At 59.3% G+C, this 17745-nt stretch carries 15 protein-coding genes and 3 pseudogenes; 10 read left to right on the top strand and 8 right to left on the bottom strand.

What is annotated here, in order from left to right:
• Window positions 1-46: 46 nt before the first annotated feature.
• From ACTG2W_RS20835 to serA, 5 genes are all read left to right on the top strand, one after another.
• Entirely contained in the window at window positions 47-1027 is a 981-nt protein-coding gene (locus ACTG2W_RS20835) for an alpha/beta hydrolase (RefSeq protein WP_106844005.1), read from the top strand.
• A gap of 439 nt (window positions 1028-1466) precedes the next feature.
• A complete protein-coding gene (locus tag ACTG2W_RS20830; RefSeq protein ID WP_106844006.1) occupies window positions 1467-2801 on the top strand; it encodes a Na+/H+ antiporter NhaC family protein in 1335 nt (444 codons plus the stop codon).
• 316 nt (window positions 2802-3117) lie between these two features.
• Window positions 3118-3714 carry a 5-formyltetrahydrofolate cyclo-ligase gene (locus ACTG2W_RS20825; RefSeq protein ID WP_005337635.1) on the top strand — a complete coding sequence of 199 codons (597 nt, stop codon included), beginning with the start codon at window positions 3118-3120 and terminating at the stop codon, window positions 3712-3714.
• A gap of 161 nt (window positions 3715-3875) precedes the next feature.
• Window positions 3876-4529, top strand: a complete 654-nt coding sequence (gene rpiA / locus ACTG2W_RS20820; protein ID WP_005353106.1) for a ribose-5-phosphate isomerase RpiA — start codon at window positions 3876-3878, stop codon at window positions 4527-4529.
• Between the two features lie 324 nt (window positions 4530-4853).
• The gene (gene serA / locus ACTG2W_RS20815) at window positions 4854-6086 is read left to right on the top strand and encodes a phosphoglycerate dehydrogenase (RefSeq protein ID WP_181281653.1); all 1233 of its coding nucleotides are present in this window, start codon (window positions 4854-4856) and stop codon (window positions 6084-6086) included.
• A gap of 81 nt (window positions 6087-6167) precedes the next feature.
• Here the strand turns inward: serA and ACTG2W_RS20810 are convergent, their stop codons facing one another.
• Window positions 6168-6548, bottom strand: coding sequence for a diacylglycerol kinase (locus tag ACTG2W_RS20810; RefSeq protein WP_005337641.1), 381 nt, complete (start codon window positions 6546-6548; stop codon window positions 6168-6170).
• A 144-nt stretch (window positions 6549-6692) separates the two neighbouring features.
• Between ACTG2W_RS20810 and ACTG2W_RS20805 the strand changes: the two are divergent.
• Together ACTG2W_RS20805 and ACTG2W_RS20800 are read left to right on the top strand one after the other, a co-directional pair.
• Window positions 6693-7759, top strand: a pseudogene (locus tag ACTG2W_RS20805) (3-deoxy-7-phosphoheptulonate synthase).
• Between the two features lie 85 nt (window positions 7760-7844).
• Window positions 7845-8009, top strand: a pseudogene (locus ACTG2W_RS20800) (3-deoxy-7-phosphoheptulonate synthase); the annotation flags it as partial.
• Between the two features lie 116 nt (window positions 8010-8125).
• Here the strand turns inward: ACTG2W_RS20800 and ACTG2W_RS20795 are convergent.
• The 3 genes and pseudogenes from ACTG2W_RS20795 to ACTG2W_RS20785 all read right to left on the bottom strand — a co-directional run bounded on the left by ACTG2W_RS20795 (window position 8126) and on the right by ACTG2W_RS20785 (window position 10813).
• Window positions 8126-8922 (bottom strand): annotated as a pseudogene (locus tag ACTG2W_RS20795) (ATP-binding cassette domain-containing protein).
• Window positions 8923-8975: 53 nt separating this feature from the next.
• Window positions 8976-9983 carry a vitamin B12 ABC transporter permease BtuC gene (gene btuC / locus ACTG2W_RS20790; RefSeq protein ID WP_106844010.1) on the bottom strand — a complete coding sequence of 336 codons (1008 nt, stop codon included), beginning with the start codon at window positions 9981-9983 and terminating at the stop codon, window positions 8976-8978.
• Window positions 9984-10081: 98 nt separating this feature from the next.
• Window positions 10082-10813, bottom strand: a complete 732-nt coding sequence (locus tag ACTG2W_RS20785; protein ID WP_043825634.1) for a substrate-binding periplasmic protein — start codon at window positions 10811-10813, stop codon at window positions 10082-10084.
• A 112-nt stretch (window positions 10814-10925) separates the two neighbouring features.
• Between ACTG2W_RS20785 and ACTG2W_RS20780 the strand changes: the two genes are divergently transcribed.
• Together ACTG2W_RS20780 and tapW are read left to right on the top strand one after the other, a co-directional pair.
• Window positions 10926-11282 (top strand): DMT family protein, encoded by a 357-nt coding sequence (locus tag ACTG2W_RS20780; protein ID WP_005353120.1) that lies wholly within the window; start codon window positions 10926-10928, stop codon window positions 11280-11282.
• A gap of 58 nt (window positions 11283-11340) precedes the next feature.
• Complete coding sequence (gene tapW, locus ACTG2W_RS20775) at window positions 11341-12480, top strand: type IVa pilus ATPase TapW (RefSeq protein WP_005353124.1); 1140 nt, start codon at window positions 11341-11343, stop codon at window positions 12478-12480.
• 93 nt (window positions 12481-12573) lie between these two features.
• Here tapW and ACTG2W_RS20770 read toward each other — a convergent pair whose 3' ends face one another.
• The gene (locus ACTG2W_RS20770; RefSeq protein WP_106844011.1) at window positions 12574-13023 is read right to left on the bottom strand and encodes a methyltransferase family protein; all 450 of its coding nucleotides are present in this window, start codon (window positions 13021-13023) and stop codon (window positions 12574-12576) included.
• Window positions 13024-13196: 173 nt separating this feature from the next.
• Here ACTG2W_RS20770 and alr point away from each other — a divergent pair, with 173 nt between their 5' ends.
• Window positions 13197-14423: an alanine racemase gene (alr, locus tag ACTG2W_RS20765; RefSeq protein WP_103422279.1), complete on the top strand. Its 1227-nt coding sequence runs from the start codon at window positions 13197-13199 to the stop codon at window positions 14421-14423.
• A 65-nt stretch (window positions 14424-14488) separates the two neighbouring features.
• Here the strand turns inward: alr and ACTG2W_RS20760 are convergent, their stop codons facing one another.
• From ACTG2W_RS20760 to ACTG2W_RS20750, 3 genes are all read right to left on the bottom strand, one after another.
• Window positions 14489-15433, bottom strand: a complete 945-nt coding sequence (locus ACTG2W_RS20760; protein WP_106844012.1) for a TerC family protein — start codon at window positions 15431-15433, stop codon at window positions 14489-14491.
• Window positions 15434-15734: 301 nt separating this feature from the next.
• Window positions 15735-16730: a murein tripeptide/oligopeptide ABC transporter ATP binding protein OppF gene (gene oppF / locus ACTG2W_RS20755; RefSeq protein ID WP_005337666.1), complete on the bottom strand. Its 996-nt coding sequence runs from the start codon at window positions 16728-16730 to the stop codon at window positions 15735-15737.
• On the bottom strand, window positions 16731-17711 hold the full coding sequence (locus ACTG2W_RS20750; RefSeq protein WP_439840932.1) for an ABC transporter ATP-binding protein: 981 nt from the start codon (window positions 17709-17711) through the stop codon (window positions 16731-16733). It lies immediately after the preceding gene.
• Between the last annotated feature and the right edge of the window lie 34 nt (window positions 17712-17745).

The following is a 17745-nucleotide window of genomic DNA, read 5'->3' as shown; positions in this document are numbered from 1 at the left end:
GCAAAATCAGGGCAACGCCCGTGTCGATATCAAATGAGGTGCAAGGATGAGCGCTGTATTACTGTTTGCTGTGGTGTTGGTATCACTGACCCTGGTCATGCTGGCCGCGGCTCTGCTGTTTGGCGGGCCGAGCTTGGCACCGGCGATGGCCAGCATCAACGACCCTTTCAAGGGGAGTGACTGGAGCAGCATGCCACCCCTCTCAAGATACCCGGCGCGTGACGGCACGCAGCTGGCCTATCGGCACTATGGCGCAGAGGAGAATACGAAGAACAACAAGGTCAAGGGCAGCGTGGTACTGGTTCACGGCTCTTCTGCCAGCAGCCAGAGCATGTACAAGATGGCGAGCGCCTTTTCGCAAGCGGGATACGACGCCTACGCCCTCGATATTCGCGGCCATGGCGCATCGGGCAACAAAGGCACCATTGCCTACATCGGCCAGCTTGAGGACGATCTGGAAGATTTCATCAAGTCGGTAGCCCCCGACAAGCCTGCAACACTCGTCGGCTTCTCGTCAGGGGGTGGCTTTGTGCTGCGCGTTGCTGGCAGCACGCGACAAACCCTGTTCGAGAGCTATCTGCTGCTCTCCCCCTATCTTGGCCCCACCGCCGCCAACTACCGGCCCAACAGCGGTGGCTGGGTGCGTGTCGGCTTGCCTCGCCTCATCGCCCTGAGCATCCTCAACTGTTTCCATATTTCCGCACTCAACCATCTGACCGTGCTGAACTTTGCCCTTAATGATGAGGCGAAATCCCTGCTGACCCCCTCCTACTCCTTCAACCTTGCTTCGAACTTTCAGCCGGAGCGTGACTACCAGCAAAACATACGCAATGTGCAACGCCCCTGCGCCGTGATCGCTGGCACAAATGACGAAGCCTTCCAAACAGATCAACTTGAACCTGAGTTAAGACGTCTCGGCATCTCCTGGCCTGTCACCCTGCTGCCCGGTATTGGCCACATTCCGCTGACGCTGGAACAGGATGCTCTCGCGACAGCCGTTCAGGCGGTGGAGAAACTGGCACACTAACCTACTGTGCCCAGGTCTTGTGTCCATGCGTTCTGGAAATATCCGTACCATGCTCACGTAGAGATAGAGAGAGGTGCGGCTGACGTTTGGCAGCGGGAGAAATCCCCAAGATGGCATGCAGAGATCTTATCGTTTACCTCTTTCCTTATTAAAGGCACGCGATACCCCCAGATACCCGCGGACTGCGCCAGAACAGCAATGAACAATAAACAGCACTAACTTATTTTTCCGAATATTCTTTGGATATCTCAACAACACCAGAATCATCAAACAAAAACACCTATCCATCTGGACGTCTATCTTGACCAAGCGAGGTTGACTCACTACTGTGGGCACCCCAATGCGGCAGGATGCCCGCCCTGTTTTCCCCCTATCCCTATCCGATACAGGTACAAAGCAGTTTATGACAGGAGGTCATTGTTCAATTTCAGAGGAACACATGATCCAGACTCAACCCAGTGCCAGGGCCTTGTTGCCACTTCTGGTTTTTCTCGCACTCTTTATCGGTACCGGTACCTGGCTGACCCTGCAGGGGGTCGAATTCGCCTTCTATCAGCTGCCCGCTCCGGTTGCTGCCCTGCCTGCGGTGATGCTCGCCCTGCTGCTTGGCAAAGAGAGCTTCAACAGCAATCTGGAGACCTTCTTCAAGGGGGTCGGCCACAGCAATATCATGGCGATGTGCCTTATCTATCTGCTGGCGGGCGCCTTTGCCAGCGTGGCCAAGGCCACCGGCGGGGTTGATGCCACCGTGGCGCTGGGTCTGTCGCTAATCCCCGGCTGGGCGCTACTGCCCGGGCTGTTCCTCATCTCTGCCTTTATTGCCACTGCCATGGGTACCTCCATGGGCACCATAGGTGCCGTGGCGCCTGTGGCCCTCGGTGTGGCGCAGGCGGCCGGTATCGATCCTGTGCTGATGGCAGGTACCATTCTCTCCGGCGCCATGTTTGGCGATAACCTCTCCATCATCTCCGACACCACCATTGCGGCCACCCGCAGTCAGGGGTGCGAGATGAAGGACAAGTTCCGCGAGAACTTCAAGATTGCAGCCCCAGCTGCCATCGCGGTGATCCTGCTCTATCTGACCCTGGGCTCAGTGGGTGAATCCCCTGCCAGCGGCAGCGCCATCGAGTTGTTCAAGGTGATGCCTTATCTGCTGATCCTGGGGCTGGCGCTCGCCGGAGTGAATGTGTTTGTGGTGCTGGGGATCGGTATTCTGGCCGCCGGAGTGGTGGGCATGATCAACGGCTACGCCATCGGTCAGTTCAGCAAGGATATCTATCAGGGCTTTACCGGCATGCAGGAGATCTTCCTGCTCTCCATGCTGATCGGCGGCCTCGGCGCCCTGATGGAACGTCAGGGTGGACTGGCCTGGATCAGCGAGCGCATCAGCGCCCTGATTGCCCGTTTCACTCGCGAGCACAATGGTGAACAGAACGAGAAAGCCGCCGAGCTCGGCATCGCCGGGGTGGTGAGCCTCACCAACCTGTGCACCGCCAACAACACGGTGGCTATTATCGTCGCCAGCAAGGTAGCCCGGGATCTGGCCGAACACCACGGTGTCACCCCGCGCCGCGCCGCCTCCATGCTGGATATCTTCTCCTGCGTGGTACAGGGTCTGATCCCCTGGGGCGCACAGGCGCTGCTGCTGGGATCCATCTTCGCCCTGTCGCCGTTGGCGGTGGTGAGCATGAGTTTCTACCCGATGGCGCTCGCGGTAGCGGCACTCATTGCAGTGTTTGTGAAGCACCAGATGCGCGGCAAGGCTGACAAGTAACAGGATAACATCCATGCGTTTCTACACAGGATTAGCGCTCGCGGTGGCGGCACTGATTGCCGTGTTCGTGAAGCACCAGATGCGCGGCAAGGCTGACAAGTAACAGACCAGAGGCTGGCGCGCCGACATGCTGTCAACAGGGGCCACACCCTGGCCCTTGTTGACTCACTATCGGATCCGCCAGCATTTATCCCACCGCCCCTTGGCATCAGCCGTCCGGGGCGGGAGTTCCCCTGCCCCCCTTAACGTCAAGAGTGAATGTGCTAAGGTAGAGCGCGTTCAAGCCATCGATGCGCAGCTATACCAGAGGTTCCCCATGCATGAGTCCCAACCCGAACGTCAATCCCTGCGCCAACTGGTTCGTCAACGCCGCAAAAATCTGAGTCCGGCCGAGCAGCAGGCGGCGGCCCAACAGCTGCTGGCCCAGTTCAAGCAACACCCCGAGATCCTCGCCGCCAAACGCATTGCCCTCTATCTGGCCAATGATGGGGAGATCAACCCCTTGCCCACCATCCATTGGCTGTGGGCCCAGCACAAAGAGGTCTACCTGCCGGTGCTCCACCCCTTTACCCCGGGTCACCTGCTCTTTTTGCGCTATACCGCCACCAGCCCCATGGTGCGCAACCGCTACGGCATCGAAGAGCCGGAGCTGGATATCCTGCAGGTGGTGCCCCACAGCACGCTCGATCTTATCTGCACCCCGCTGGTCGCCTTTGATGCCCAGGGCAATCGCCTTGGCATGGGGGGCGGCTACTACGATCGCACTCTCGCCATCTGGCATGAGCACAAACTGGGCCCCAAGCCGCTCGGAATTGCCCACGACTGCCAGCAGGTGGATGCGGTCCCGCAAGAGGAGTGGGATGTGCCGCTGCCCCAGATCATCACCCCGAGCCACTGCTGGCGCTTTGAATAAGCTGTTTTTGGCAGGCAGCCCCTGCTTTGTGCGCGCAAACGCAGAATAATCAGGCAAACGATTTACAAAGTCCCTCTTTTTGCCCCGGAACGTGAGCAACAAGGTCGCGACGGGGTACCGGGTTGGATATAATGCGCCCGCTTTTTTCTTAAGGAACGATCATGACTCAAGATGAAATGAAGAAGGCGGCCGGTTGGGCTGCGCTCAAGTATGTGGTTCCCGGCACCATCGTCGGGGTGGGCACCGGCTCTACCGTCAACCACTTTATCGACGCGCTGGCGACCATGAAGGACGAGATCAAGGGGGCGGTATCCAGCTCCGTGGCCTCTACCGAGCGCCTCAAGGGCTTCGGCATCACCGTATATGATCTCAACGAGATCGACGCCCTCTCCGTCTATGTGGATGGCGCCGACGAGATCAACGCAACCCGCGACATGATCAAGGGCGGTGGCGCAGCCCTGACCCGCGAGAAGATCGTTGCCGCCGTCGCTGACAAGTTCATCTGCATCATCGACAACACCAAGACCGTCGACGTGCTGGGCCAGTTCCCGCTGCCGGTGGAAGTGATCCCGATGGCCCGCGAATACGTGGCCCGTGAAATCCGCAAACTTGGTGGCAACCCGGTGTGGCGTGAAGGCGTGGTCACCGACAACGGCAACCACATTCTGGATGTAAAAGGCATGGCCATTACCGACGCCAAGGCGCTGGAAGTACGACTGAACGCCATTGTTGGTGTGGTCACCAACGGCCTGTTCGCCGCGCGCGGCGCCGACGTGGTCCTGATCGGTACGCCGGACGGCGTGATTACCCAGTAATCCCGACACCGGTAGCACAGTGCAACGGCATCCTCCCTCCCTCGCCAGCGCCACTCTGCAACCTCTGACGCAGCAGCGGCGTTGATTGAGCCCCGAGATAGGATATGACCCAAACATTGCACTGTGAATAAATGACGGCGCCTGATGGCGCCGTTTTTATTTATCCCTCAACAAGTTGCATACGGATGTTTACAACATTCGTTGATAACTTCAAAGAATTTGACTTTCGTCACAAATATTCCCTCTCCCAAACGTTTTTGCTACTTTACGGTTTTCTTCGCACACCAAATCTGCACTTACGTTTGCACATACAGAGGGATCGTCATGACTGCCAAGTTTTCGTTGGACAAGGATAAAATCAAGGTTCTGCTGCTGGAGGGGGTTCATCCCAACACCGTAGAGACCTTTCGTGCCGCAGGTTACACCAGTGTGGAGTATCTCAAGACCTCGCTCTCCGAAGAGGAGCTGATCGAGCAGATCCGCGACGTCCATTTCATCGGGCTGCGCTCCCGCACCCAGATCACCGAGAAAGTCCTCGACGCCGCCAACAAGCTGGTCGCCATCGGCTGCTTCTGCATCGGTACCAACCAGGTCGAGCTGGAAGCGGCCCAGATCCGCGGCATCCCGGTCTTCAACGCCCCCTTCTCCAACACCCGTTCGGTCGCCGAGCTGGTACTGGGCGAGATCCTGCTGCTGCTGCGCGGCATCCCCGAGAAAAACGCCAAGTGCCATCGCGGCGTGTGGGAAAAACTGGCCAACCGCTCGGTGGAAGCGCGCGGCAAGAAGCTCGGCATCATCGGCTACGGCCATATCGGTACCCAGCTTGGCATCATCGCCGAAAGCATCGGCATGAAGGTTTATTACTACGATATCGAGAACAAACTCTCGCTGGGTAACGCCATTCAGGTGCCGAGCATGGTCGAGCTGCTCAATATGTCTGACGTCATCAGCCTGCACGTGCCGGAGACCACCTCCACCAAGAACATGATCGGTGCCGAGCAGCTGCGGATGATGAAACCAGGCGCCATCTTCATCAACGCCGCCCGCGGTACCGTGGTGGATATCGATGCGCTGGCTGACGTCATCAAGAGCGGCCATATTGCCGGCGCCGCCATCGACGTCTTCCCGGTCGAGCCCAAGTCCAACGACGAGGAGTTCCAAAGCCCGCTGCGTGGGTTGGAGAACGTGATCCTGACTCCGCACATCGGTGGCACCACCCATGAAGCGCAGGAGAACATCGGGCTGGAAGTGGCCAACAAGCTGGTCAAATACTCCGACAACGGCTCCACCCTCTCCGCCGTCAACTTCCCGGAAGTGTCGCTGCCGGGCCACAAGGGCTCCAGCCGCCTGCTGCACATTCACCGCAACCAGCCGGGCGTGATGAACCAGATCAACCAGATCTTCGCCGAAGAGGGGATCAACATCGCCGGTCAATACCTGCAGACCAGCAGCCATATCGGTTACGTGGTGATCGACGTGGAGACCGAGCACAGCGAGAAGGCGCTCGCCAAGCTCAAGGAGATCAACGGCACCATCCGTGCCCGCATCCTCCACTGATAGCCCCTTATCTGCGCAGCAAAAAGCCCGTCGTGATGACGGGCTTTTGTATGAAGCAGAACCTCAAAGCAGCGTGATGGCTTACCACCACCCCAACAGGTTGCGGCCCACCAGCGCGCCCCACACCAGGGCATTGAGGGCCAACGCGATAAAGACGGCGGCAGAGCCCAAATCCTTGGCGCGGCCGGAGAGCTCATGATGCTCGGAGCCAACCCTGTCTACCACAGCTTCAATGGCAGAGTTGAGGATCTCGACAATCACCACCAGCCAGCTGATGACGATAAGCAGCAGGATCTGGTTGAGAGAATCCCCCAGCCAGAAGGCCAGCGGCATCAGCAACAGGATCAGCATCAGCTCCTGCCGAAACGCCGCCTCGTTAATCCAGGCTGACTTGAGCCCCTTCATGCTGTAACCGGTTGCGTTGATGATGCGGGTGACCCCGGTTGCCCCTGGCTTTGCCACGCTAACTACCTCATTTGGAATCGATTTTGGCCTCACATCCTATCAGAGCCCCCCAAGGTTTCAATCAGGGGACTTTTGCTTTATTTTATCTCTTTGCTTTTTCGCCCCTTGCGGCTGACACCACCCACTCGAGACTTGAGTTGTATGTCCATTCACACAGATGAATTGCGCACCCGTCGCCTGGAGTCACTGATCACTCCGAGCGAGCTTGCACACGCGTTTCCGATCACCGATACCATTGCCCAGAATCTGCTGGATGCCCGTCGCGAAGTGGAAGCCATTCTGGCCGGAGACGATCAGCGCCTGCTGGTCATTGTCGGCCCCTGCTCTATCCATGATCCCGCTGCAGCTCGCGAGTATGCCCAGCGCCTCAACGCCCTGCGCGAGCAGTATAAAGAGAGCCTCTGCATCGTGATGCGCACCTATTTCGAGAAGCCGCGCACCATCGTCGGCTGGAAAGGGCTGATCAATGATCCGCGCCTCGATGGCAGTTTCGATGTCAACGAAGGGCTGAAACTGGCGCGCAAACTGCTGGTCGACATCAACGAGATCGGCATGCCCACCGCCACCGAATTCCTCGATATGGTGACCGGCCAGTATATTGCCGACCTCATCACCTGGGCGCCATCGGCGCACGTACCACCGAATCCCAGGTACACCGCGAGATGGCTTCGGCCCTCTCCTGCCCGGTCGGCTTCAAGAACGGCACCGACGGCAATACCCGCATCGCCATCGATGCGGTGCGCGCCGCCCGTCACAGCCACATCTTCTATTCGCCGGACAAAGACGGCAAGATGACCATCTACCGCACCGCCGGTAACCCCTTTGGTCATGTGATCCTGCGTGGCGGCCACCGCCCCAACTACGACACCGCCAGTGTCGATGAAGCCTGTGAAGCGCTGGCCGATGTGGGCCTGCCGGAGCGTCTGGTGGTCGATTTCAGCCACGGCAACAGCATGAAGGATCACCGCCGTCAGCTGCTGGTGGCGCAAGATATCTGCGATCAGCTGCGCCGCGGCCGTACCGGCATCGCCGGCATCATGGCCGAGAGCTTTCTGGTGGAAGGGCGTCAGGATGTGGAGAACGGCTGCGCCGCCACCTTCGGCCAGAGCATCACCGATGCCTGCCTGTCATGGAGCGACACCGAAACCCTGCTGGCGATGCTGGCCGAAGCCGCTCTGGTGCGGTTGAACAAAGCAAACCTGCGGTAACGACTGCGTCATCACCCTTCGGCCAGAGCATCACAGATGCCTGCCTGTCATGGAGCGACACCGAAACCCTGCTGGCGATGCTGGCCGAGGCCGCGCTGGTGCGGTTGAACAAAGCAAACCTGCGGTAACGACTGCGACATCACCCTTCGGCCAGAACATCACAGATGCCTGCTTGTCGTGGAGCGACACCGAAACCCTGCTGGCGATGCTGGCAGAGGCGGCGCAGGTGCGCCTGAGCAAACAGGCTTGAACTGCGAATAAAACCAAAGGGGCCGGTATTTTTGATACCGGCCCCTTCTTCTTGCTGTCGGCCGATTACGCTTCGCTAATCGGCCCTACATGCGCCCTCTTTCCTGTACACCCTACTTACAAACTGGGCATAAACCAGACCCGACCCGCCGCTTCGATGCGGTCGGTGCGGATCTGGAATACCTGCGCCAGCAGCGCCTCATCCACCAGCTCTACACCCCCTTCGCGCACCACCGCGCCCCCTTGCAGGCAGAGAATGCGGTCGGCCCAGTCGATGGCCAGATTGATATCGTGGATGGCGAGCACCACCAGCAAGCCCTGCCCGGCCAAGGTTTTCAGCAACCGCAATAGCGCCAGCTGGTGATGCAGGTCGAGCCCCGCCAGCGGTTCATCCAGCAGCAGCACCTTGCCGGTCGGATTGAGGATCGGCCACACCTGCAGCAGGGTGCGGGCAATCAGCACCCGCTGCTGCTCGCCCCCCGACAACCGGCTGAAGTCACGAGCCAGCAAGGCTTCCAGCTCCAATGCCTCGCACAATGCATTTATCGCCTCGTTCTGTCTGGCAGGTGCAACCATCTCATCGAGCCCCAGGCTCAACACCTGAAACACCGGAATATGAAACAGCTGGGGCTGACGCTGGGGCAGCATGGCACGCCGTTTGGCAAGCTCGGGCCAACTCATGTCAGTAAGCACTTCCCCCCCAGCAGCACTGTGCCATCGGCAGGTAAAATCCCCGCCAGCGCCCCGAGCAGGGTCGACTTGCCACTGCCATTGGGGCCAAGCAGCGCCACCAACTGGCCGCCATGCCAGCGGATATCCAGGGGAGAGAGCCGTCCGGCAATGGCGAGTGCGCGCGCCTCCAGCAGCGGCGCAGCAGCACGAGAAGAAACCGGCATGGGATCAGCGGGTGACATCGGCATCTTGCCTCAACAACGGGTAAATAAGGAGACTGCGCGCCCCGACCAAATCATGCAGCACCATCGGCAGTTTGCCTCAATAGCAGGTAGATAAAGAGCGGCGCTCCCACCGAGGCGGTGATGACGCCGATAGGCAACTCCCCCGCGCTCAGGGTGGATCGAGCAACCAGATCGGCCGCCAGCAACAGGGCCCCGCCGCCAAGCGCCGAAGCTGGCAGCAGAAAACGCTGATCGCTGCCACCACAGAGCCGCAGCAGATGGGGCACCACCAACCCGACAAAACCGATGACACCACACAACGACACCGCCACACCGGTCAGCAGACAGACCGCCAGCACCAGCCGCACCCGCATCTTGTCGACATCCATCCCCATCAGGCGGGCCAGGGTCTCCCCCAACAACAACTGTTGCAGCGCCTTGCCCTGCCAGCAGAGCCAGCCCAGGGTGAGCGGCAGCACCAGCCACCACCAGGCAAACTGCTGGCTGCCGTAAGAGAGGCTGCCCATCATCCAGAACATGAATTCACGCAAGGAGCCATCGTCGGCAAAGTACATCAACCAGGTCATGGCGGCATTGGTAAGAATACCGATGGCGACGCCAAACAACAGCAAGCGGGCATGACCGAGACGCGCCCGGCGAGCCAGCCGAATGAGCAACATGGTCACCAGCAGGGCGCCACCGAAGGCCGCCAGCGACAGCCCCCAGCCTGGCAGATAGAGGCCGAGGGATTTGGCCACCGCCATCGCCACCATGGCGGCAAGACCTGCCCCGCTTGAAACGCCAAGCAGCCCGGGCTCCGCCACCGGGTTGTGCAGCATCACCTGCAATACGGCGCCGCCACAGGCAAGGGCTGCGCCAGCCAAGAGGGCCAGCAAAGCACGGGGCAGACGCAGCTCCAGCAAGATGCGCTGTTCGAGATCGCCAAGGGGCTGCCAGGGCAGCAGCACAAACTCGCCCCAGACGAGGGAGAAGAGAAACAGCAGCAAGGTCAGCAGCGTCAGGCCACAGAGCCAGCGCCGCTGCCAGCGCTGCTGACGGGCGATAAGGGAGAGGTACAAGGATGATCCCCGAATAACAAGGCTTCATCCCCGGCCCTGTCGCAGCGCCGGGGGAGAAGCAGGAAAAGGGCATGATAACAGTGGCTTGCCACCCAAGGTCAAGGCTGGTAACGCTTGGCCATCACCCTTATCTCGCCGCTGGCCACCAGATTTTGCAGCGCCACCAGCAAGGGCTGGCGCAGCGACTGGTGAGGTGAGTGCTTGCTCATCCCCAGATAGAGGGTCACCGGCGTGGCGGGACGGTAGTCCGCCTTGCCTATCCGGCTGGCATTTCCCTGACTCAGGGCATAGTCCACCTGACAGTCGGTGCCAATCATCAGTGGCAGGTGCCCCCGCTGCACCATGCGCAGCAGCTGATCTTCGGTGGGTACTCCGTGCTTGTCGAGGCGGCTGTCAGAGTTGAAGGGCTCAAAGTAGGCGGAGTTGAGCACATAGCCCACCTTCACCCCCTGCAGATCGCGGTATTGGTGGATCCGGGCCACATTGACCGGCTGACCATAAAACGCGGGCCAGCACTGATAGTAGGCAGGCTGCAGATAGTCGATAAACTGCGCCCGCTCGGCGGTATAGGCGAGGCCAATCATCAGATCGACCTGGCCGGTCTGCATCTGCTTGAGCGCCCTGCCCCACGGCATCCGCCGTACCTGCAACTCAATGCCGCTCGCCTGTTGCAACCGGCGCAGGATGTCCATGTCGAGCCCCTGCAACCGGCCATCCGCTTGCAGGATGCGAAATGGCGGCCACAGATCGGTGGCCACCGTCAGCGTCGGGGTCGCTCGCACCGGCATGGCAAATAACAGTAACAACACTATCCCGCATAACTTGCCCATCCCGTCGCATACCTCGCACGGCTTATCCTGTTGGTTAAAAATACCCTCCCGCACCACGTATGAAAACCCGTGGTTCAGGGATAAAATGCGCCGGATTTTCAAGGAGAACCCTATGAACCCGATTTTCGCCAGTATCGGTCTGCTGCTCTGCAGCAACGTCTTTATGACCTTCGCCTGGTACGCTCACCTCAAGAGCATGAACCACAAACCATGGATCATTGCCGCCCTGGTGAGCTGGGGTATCGCCCTGTTCGAATACCTGCTGCAAGTGCCCGCCAACCGCATTGGCCACACCGTGATGAGCGTGGGCCAACTTAAAATCCTGCAAGAAGTGATCACACTCACCGTATTCGTCCCCTTCTCTATCTTCTATCTCAAGGAAGATCTGAAATGGGACTATCTCTGGGCAGGGCTCTGCATTCTCGGTGCGGTCTTTTTTGTCTTTCGCGAGAAACTGACCGGCGCCTGAGGCTGTACACTCAATATCATCCCGCTCATGGCATCTCATTGATCGACGAGGCAAAAAAATGGAATTGCGAGACATGTTACAGATCCTGGCCAAGCAGGATGGCTCAGACCTCTATCTGTCGACCGGCGCGCCCCCCTGCGCCAAATTTAACGGCGGCCTGCGCCCCCTCAACGAAACGCCGCTGGAACCGGGTGAAGTGGCGCGGATCGCCGCCGAGATCATGGATGGCGAGCAGAAGCAGCAGTTCGAGAAGGATCTGGAGATGAACCTTGCCATCTCCCTGCCCCAGATCGGCCGCTTTCGGGTCAACATCTTCAAGCAGCGCAACGAAGTCTCTCTTGTGGCCCGCAACATCAAGACCGAAATCCCCCGCTTTGAAGATCTCAAACTCCCGCCTGTGCTGCTCGACACCATCATGGAGAAACGCGGTCTGGTGCTGTTTGTCGGCGGTACCGGCTCGGGTAAATCCACTTCGCTGGCGGCGCTTATCGACCATCGCAACCGCAACAGCGGTGGCCACATCATCACCATCGAGGATCCGGTGGAGTTCGTTCATCGTCACCGCAAGAGCATCATCAACCAGCGGGAGGTGGGGGTAGATACCCGTAGCTTCCATGCTGCCCTGAAAAACACCCTGCGTCAGGCGCCGGACGTCATTCTTATCGGCGAGATCCGCGATCGCGAGACCATGGAACATGCGCTGGCCTTCTCCGAAACCGGCCACCTTGCCATCTCCACCCTGCACGCCAACAACGCCAACCAGGCGCTGGATCGCATCATCAACTTCTTCCCCGAGGAGCGCCGCCCCCAGCTGCTCAACGATCTGGGCAACAACCTCAAGGCTTTTGTCTCCCAGCGGCTGGTGAAAACCACCGATGGCGGTCGCCGGGCCGCAGTGGAGATCATGCTTGGCACCCACACCATCCGCGACATGATCAAGCGCGGCGAATTTGGCGGCCTCAAAGAGGTGATGGAAAAGTCCAAAGCCCTCGGCATGGTCACCTTCGACAGTGCCCTGTTTGATCTGGTCGTGGAAGGGGTAATTGAGGAAGAAGAGGCGGTGAAAAACGCCGACTCGGCCAACAACCTGCGCCTCAAGATCAAGTTGTGGAAGGAGAAGGGGCAGATTGCCAGCAGCAGCGATGCCACCGGCTGGAGCCTCGAACCCACCAAGGACGAGAAGGGCGATTTTTTCTAACTAGCCCCTCGAGAACCCCGGGCCAGCCCGGGGTTCTCTTTATCCAGCATGGCTGGCCCGACTTATCCCTCAGCTCACGAAGATCACTGCCAGTCAGCACCAACGGCGAACGCGCTGGCAATACGCCACATACTCGTCGCCGAAACGGGCGCGCAGCAGCCGCTCCTCCGGCATGATCTGAAAGCGGGTCAGCCAGGCCACCAGCACGATTGGCCCAACCCAGACCCAACCTCCACCGAGATAACAACCCCAGGCGGCCAGCCAGCAGAGCAGCCCCAGATACATGGGATTGCGACTGACACGATAGACGCCACAGGTCACCAGACGGCTGGTGTGCTGGGGCTTGGTGGGGCTGACCGTAGTTTGGTGGTGACGAAACCGTTGCAGGGCACCAAAGCCCATGATGGCCCCCGCCACGACCAGCATAGCCATCAGCGCCATTGCCCAGATGCCGGGCTGGCTCTCCCCTCTTAGCCACCACATGGCCCCGGCACAGAGCAGGAAGATCAGCGGTGGTGGAAAACGTAACTCAAGATTGACCATTTTCTTCCCCTTACGAGTGTCGGCCGAACCCGTGTTGCGGTAGACTCCCAACCAGTCAGCACCTGTTGAGAGTGACAAAGATCATAATAATAACAACAAGTTGTGGTTAAACCACCACCAATGTGGCCGACCCCGTCCAAACTATCCAACGCGAACAACAAAAAGGAATCACCATGCACAAGAAAACTCTGCTGGCTACCCTGATCTTCGGCCTGCTCGCGGGCCAAGCCGTTGCGGCTCCCTATCTGCCCCTTGCGACGGATCATCGCAACGGCCAGGAGCAAACCGCCAGCAACGCCTGGTTGGAAGTGGATCTGGGCGCCTTTGAACACAATATCCAGACCCTCAAGGATCGTCTCGGTGACAAGGGCCCGCAGATCTGCGCCATCATGAAGGCCGACGCTTATGGTCATGGCATCGACCTGCTGGTCCCCTCCGTGGTCAAGGCCAATATCCCCTGCATCGGCATCGCCAGCAACGAAGAGGCGCGCGTCGCCCGCGAGAAGGGCTTTACCGGCCGTCTGATGCGGGTGCGTGCTGCCACCCCGGATGAAGTAGAGCAGGCCCTGCCCTACAAGATGGAGGAGCTGATCGGCAGTCTGGTCAGTGCCCAGGGTATCGCCGATATCGCCCAGCGCCACCACACCACCATTCCGGTGCATATCGCGCTCAACTCCGCCGGCATGAGCCGCAACGGCATCGACCTGCGTCTGGCCGATGCCAAGCAGGATGCGCTGGCCATGCTCAAGCTAAAGGGGATCACCCCGGTCGGCATCATGACCCACTTCCCGGTTGAGGAGAAAGAGGACGTCAAGATGGGACTGGCCCAGTTCAAACTGGACTCCCAGTGGCTGCTGGAAGCGGGCAAACTGGATCGCAGCAAGATCACCATACACGCCGCCAACTCCTTCGCCACCCTGGCTGTGCCGGACGCCTACTTCGACATGGTGCGCCCGGGCGGCCTGCTCTACGGTGACTCCATCCCCTCCCACACCGAGTACAAGCGGGTGATGGCATTCAAGACCCAGGTCGCCTCGGTCAACCACTATGCGGCAGGTAACACCGTCGGTTATGACCGCACCTTTACTCTCAAGCGTGACTCCTGGCTCGCCAACCTGCCGCTGGGCTACTCCGATGGCTATCGCCGAGCCCTCAGCAACAAAGCCTATGTGCTGATCCAGGGTCAGAAGGTGCCGGTGGTCGGCAAGACTTCCATGAACACCATCATGGTGGACGTGACGGACCTGAAAGGGGTGAAACCCGGTGACGAGGTGGTGCTGTTTGGCCGTCAGGGTGACGCCGAAGTGAAACAGGCGGATCTGGAGGAGTACAACGGCGCCCTGCTGGCGGACATGTACACCATCTGGGGCTACACCAACCCCAAGAAAATCAAACGCTGATAACACGATATGAAAAAGGGCTCCCGCGGGAGCCCTTGTTGTTATTGCTTCATTGTCTGCCGCGCTCAAGCGGCCTTTTTACGGGTCACAAACAGACTCAGCCCCATGGATGCCAGCAGGATCAACGCGACTACGCCCAGTGCTATGCCGGTCGGGATCTTGAAGATATCCAGCAGCAGCATCTTGACCCCGATAAACATCAGGATCAGCGCCAGACCGTATTTGAGCAGGGCGAAGCGATCAGCCACACCGGCCAGCAGGAAGTACATGGCACGCAGACCCATGATGGCGAAGATGTTGGAGGTCAGCACGATGAAGGGATCCGTGGTCACCGCAAAGATGGCAGGGATACTGTCCACCGCGAAGATGAGATCGCTCACCTCCACCAACACCAGAATGAGCAGCAGCGGGGTGGCATAGCGCACGCCGTCACGCCAGACGAAGAACTTCTCCCCTTCCAGGGTCTCGGTCACCTTGAAACGACGGCGCATCCAGTCCAGCAACGGGTTGTTGGCCAAGTCCGGCTCCTTGTCGGCCGCCCACAGCATCTTGGCACCGGTCAGCAGCAGGAAAGCACCAAACAGATAGAGGATCCAGTGGAACTGCTCGATGAGCCAGCTGCCCGCGAACACCATACCGGCACGCATCACGATGGCACCCAGTACCCCGTACAGCAGCACCCGGCGCTGCAGCTCGGCCGGAATGGCAAAGTAACCGAACAGCATCAGCCAGACGAAGACGTTGTCCACTGCCAGCGCTTTCTCGATGAGGTAGCCGGTGAGGAACTCCAACCCCTTCTGGTTGGCGATTTCACGGCCCGCGCTGTGATCGAGCCAGAGCCAGATAGCCAGGTTGAAGAGCAGGGCAACACTGATCCAGATGAGGGACCAGACGCCCGCCTCTTTGAGAGATACCTTGTGTGACTTGCCGCCACCGACAAAGCGTATGTCTATCCATAACAGGACCAGCACTATGCTGAAGAAACCGGTCCACATCCACCATTCACCCATGTTCACTTCTCCCAAAAACGACAAAACCCACGACCGAGAGGCGTGGGTTTGCGTTTGGAGCAGATACACCTTGCCTCTCGGCAAGGTCTCACTTACAGCTGATTTGCATCGACTGCCCGGCTGCCGGGTGCACTGCAGGAAATGGGTGCACCGTAATGACGACAAACCGGCGAGAAGTTACTCCCCTTGTTGCGCGGATAGTAGCAGCGGTAAAAGATAACGCCAAGAGGCATCTTCACCCTGACAGCAAAAAAACGGGGCGCTGTATGAGCGCCCCGTTTTTCCGTTGCGACCAGCGCAATCAGAGCGGATCGACTTTGAGGCAGGAGACCGCGTGATCGAAGTTCCCCTCCAGCACAGGGCGGGTCTTGGCGCACTCGGGGCCAGCCACCGGGCAGCGGGTGCGGAACACGCAACCGGACGGAGGGTTCATCGGCGATGGCAAATCCCCCTCCAGGATCTGGATCACCTTGTTGCGCTCCAGCTCAGGGTCCGGGATCGGCACCGCAGACATCAGCGCCTTGGTGTAGGGGTGCAGCGGATTGGCGAAGATCTCCTTGCGGGTCCCCAGCTCAACGGCGTTGCCCAGATACATCACCAGCACCCGATCGGAGATATGTTTGACCACCGACAGGTCGTGGGCGATGAAGATAAGCGACAGCCCCATCTCCTTTTGCAGGGATTTGAGCAGGTTAACCACCTGCGCCTGAATGGAGACGTCAAGTGCCGAGACCGGCTCGTCGCAGATGATCATCTTGGGCTCGAGGATCAGCGCCCGGGCAATCCCGATCCGCTGGCACTGGCCGCCGGAGAACTCGTGCGGATAGCGGTTGACCAGGTTGGGCAACAGCCCCACCTTGCTCATCATGGCGCGCACCTTCTCCTTCACCTCTTCCCGTGGCAGGTTGGGATAGAAGGTGATGAGCGGCTCGGCAATGATGTCGCCAATGGTCATGCGCGGGTTCAGAGAAGCCAGCGGGTCCTGGAAGATCATCTGGATTTCTTTGCGCTTCTCGCGCAGGGCATTCTGATCGAGCTTGGTGAGATCATCACCCAGCCACACCACCTTGCCATCGGTGGCCGGTACCAGACCGATGATGGCACGGGCAAAGGTCGATTTGCCGCAGCCGGACTCCCCCACCACACCAAGGGTTTCACCCTCATAGAGACGCAAGGTCACCCCATCGACCGCCTTCAAATCGGATGGCTTGGCCCAAGGCCACGCCTTGCCACTCTTGATACTGAAGTGGACCTTGAGGTCAGACACTTCCAACAGCAATTTTTTGTCGGCACCCATTTAGTTGGCCCCCTTGTTCATGGCATCCGAAACCCAGTGACAAGCACGCTCCCGACCATCGTTGAACGGAGTCAGGATCGGTGACTGCCGGCCGCAAATCTCGCTGACCCGGTGGCAACGCTCCTGGAAGGGGCAGCCGGTGGGCAGACGCAGCAGGTTGGGCGGATTGCCCGGGATGGTGGGCAACACTTCCCCTTCGGTATCGAGACGAGGAATGGCGCGCAGCAGGCCTTCGGTGTAGGGGTGGCTCGGGCGATAGAAGATATCGTCTACCTTGCCGTACTCCATGGTACGACCGGCATACATCACCAGCACCTTGTTGCAGATACCGGCGACCACGCCAAGGTCATGGGTGATCATGATGATGGCGGTGTTGAACTCGCGCTTGAGCTCGTTCATCAGAGTCATGATCTGGGCCTGTACGGTCACGTCGAGTGCGGTGGTCGGTTCGTCAGCGATCAGCAGTTGCGGCCGGCAGAGCAGTGCCATGGCGATCATCACCCGCTGACGCATGCCGCCGGAGAACTCGTGGGGATACATGCCCATCCGCTTGCGTGCTTCGGGGATCTTCACCGCATCAAGCATCCGTACCGACTCTTCGAACGCTTCCGCCTTGCTCACCCCTTTGTGCAGCATCAGCACTTCCATCAGCTGATCCTGCACCTTCATGTAGGGGTTGAGCGAGGTCATGGGGTCCTGGAAGATCATGGCGATCTTCTCGGAGCGGATCTTGTTGAGCTTGGACTCCGGCAGGTTGAGGATCTCTTCGCCCTGAAACTTGGCGGAACCGGTAATAATGCCGTTTTTGGCCAGCAGCCCCATGATGGCAAAGGCCGTCTGGGATTTGCCGGAGCCGGACTCGCCGACGATCCCCAGGGTTTCACCCGCAGAGAGAGAAAAGTTGAGGTCGTTGACCGCCACTACATTGCCGTCCGGGGTCTTGAACTCGACCCGCAGATCTTTCACATCCAGTAACTTCATATAAAAACTCCTTATCGATCTTTCGTGATGCTTT

Origin of the sequence: Aeromonas sp. 96A (assembly GCF_051919165.1) — a bacterium.
Lineage (GTDB): Bacteria > Pseudomonadota > Gammaproteobacteria > Enterobacterales > Aeromonadaceae > Aeromonas > Aeromonas veronii.
The sequence above is the reverse complement of the archived record's forward strand: the minus strand, read 5'-3'. Positions and strand labels throughout refer to the sequence as shown.

What these genes read in the sequence shown, in the direction of transcription:
- ACTG2W_RS20835 (WP_106844005.1), top strand. Translation starts at nt 47, where the DNA reads ATGAGCGCTGTATTACTGTTTGCTGTGGTGTTGGTATCACTGACCCTG.
- ACTG2W_RS20830 (WP_106844006.1), top strand. Translation starts at nt 1,467, where the DNA reads ATGATCCAGACTCAACCCAGTGCCAGGGCCTTGTTGCCACTTCTGGTT.
- ACTG2W_RS20825 (WP_005337635.1), top strand. Translation starts at nt 3,118, where the DNA reads ATGCATGAGTCCCAACCCGAACGTCAATCCCTGCGCCAACTGGTTCGT.
- rpiA (WP_005353106.1), top strand. Translation starts at nt 3,876, where the DNA reads ATGACTCAAGATGAAATGAAGAAGGCGGCCGGTTGGGCTGCGCTCAAG.
- serA (WP_181281653.1), top strand. Translation starts at nt 4,854, where the DNA reads ATGACTGCCAAGTTTTCGTTGGACAAGGATAAAATCAAGGTTCTGCTG.
- ACTG2W_RS20785 (WP_043825634.1), bottom strand. Translation starts at nt 10,813, where the DNA reads ATGGGCAAGTTATGCGGGATAGTGTTGTTACTGTTATTTGCCATGCCG.
- ACTG2W_RS20780 (WP_005353120.1), top strand. Translation starts at nt 10,926, where the DNA reads ATGAACCCGATTTTCGCCAGTATCGGTCTGCTGCTCTGCAGCAACGTC.
- tapW (WP_005353124.1), top strand. Translation starts at nt 11,341, where the DNA reads ATGGAATTGCGAGACATGTTACAGATCCTGGCCAAGCAGGATGGCTCA.
- ACTG2W_RS20770 (WP_106844011.1), bottom strand. Translation starts at nt 13,023, where the DNA reads ATGGTCAATCTTGAGTTACGTTTTCCACCACCGCTGATCTTCCTGCTC.
- alr (WP_103422279.1), top strand. Translation starts at nt 13,197, where the DNA reads ATGCACAAGAAAACTCTGCTGGCTACCCTGATCTTCGGCCTGCTCGCG.
- ACTG2W_RS20760 (WP_106844012.1), bottom strand. Translation starts at nt 15,433, where the DNA reads ATGGGTGAATGGTGGATGTGGACCGGTTTCTTCAGCATAGTGCTGGTC.
- oppF (WP_005337666.1), bottom strand. Translation starts at nt 16,730, where the DNA reads ATGGGTGCCGACAAAAAATTGCTGTTGGAAGTGTCTGACCTCAAGGTC.
- ACTG2W_RS20750 (WP_439840932.1), bottom strand. Translation starts at nt 17,711, where the DNA reads ATGAAGTTACTGGATGTGAAAGATCTGCGGGTCGAGTTCAAGACCCCG.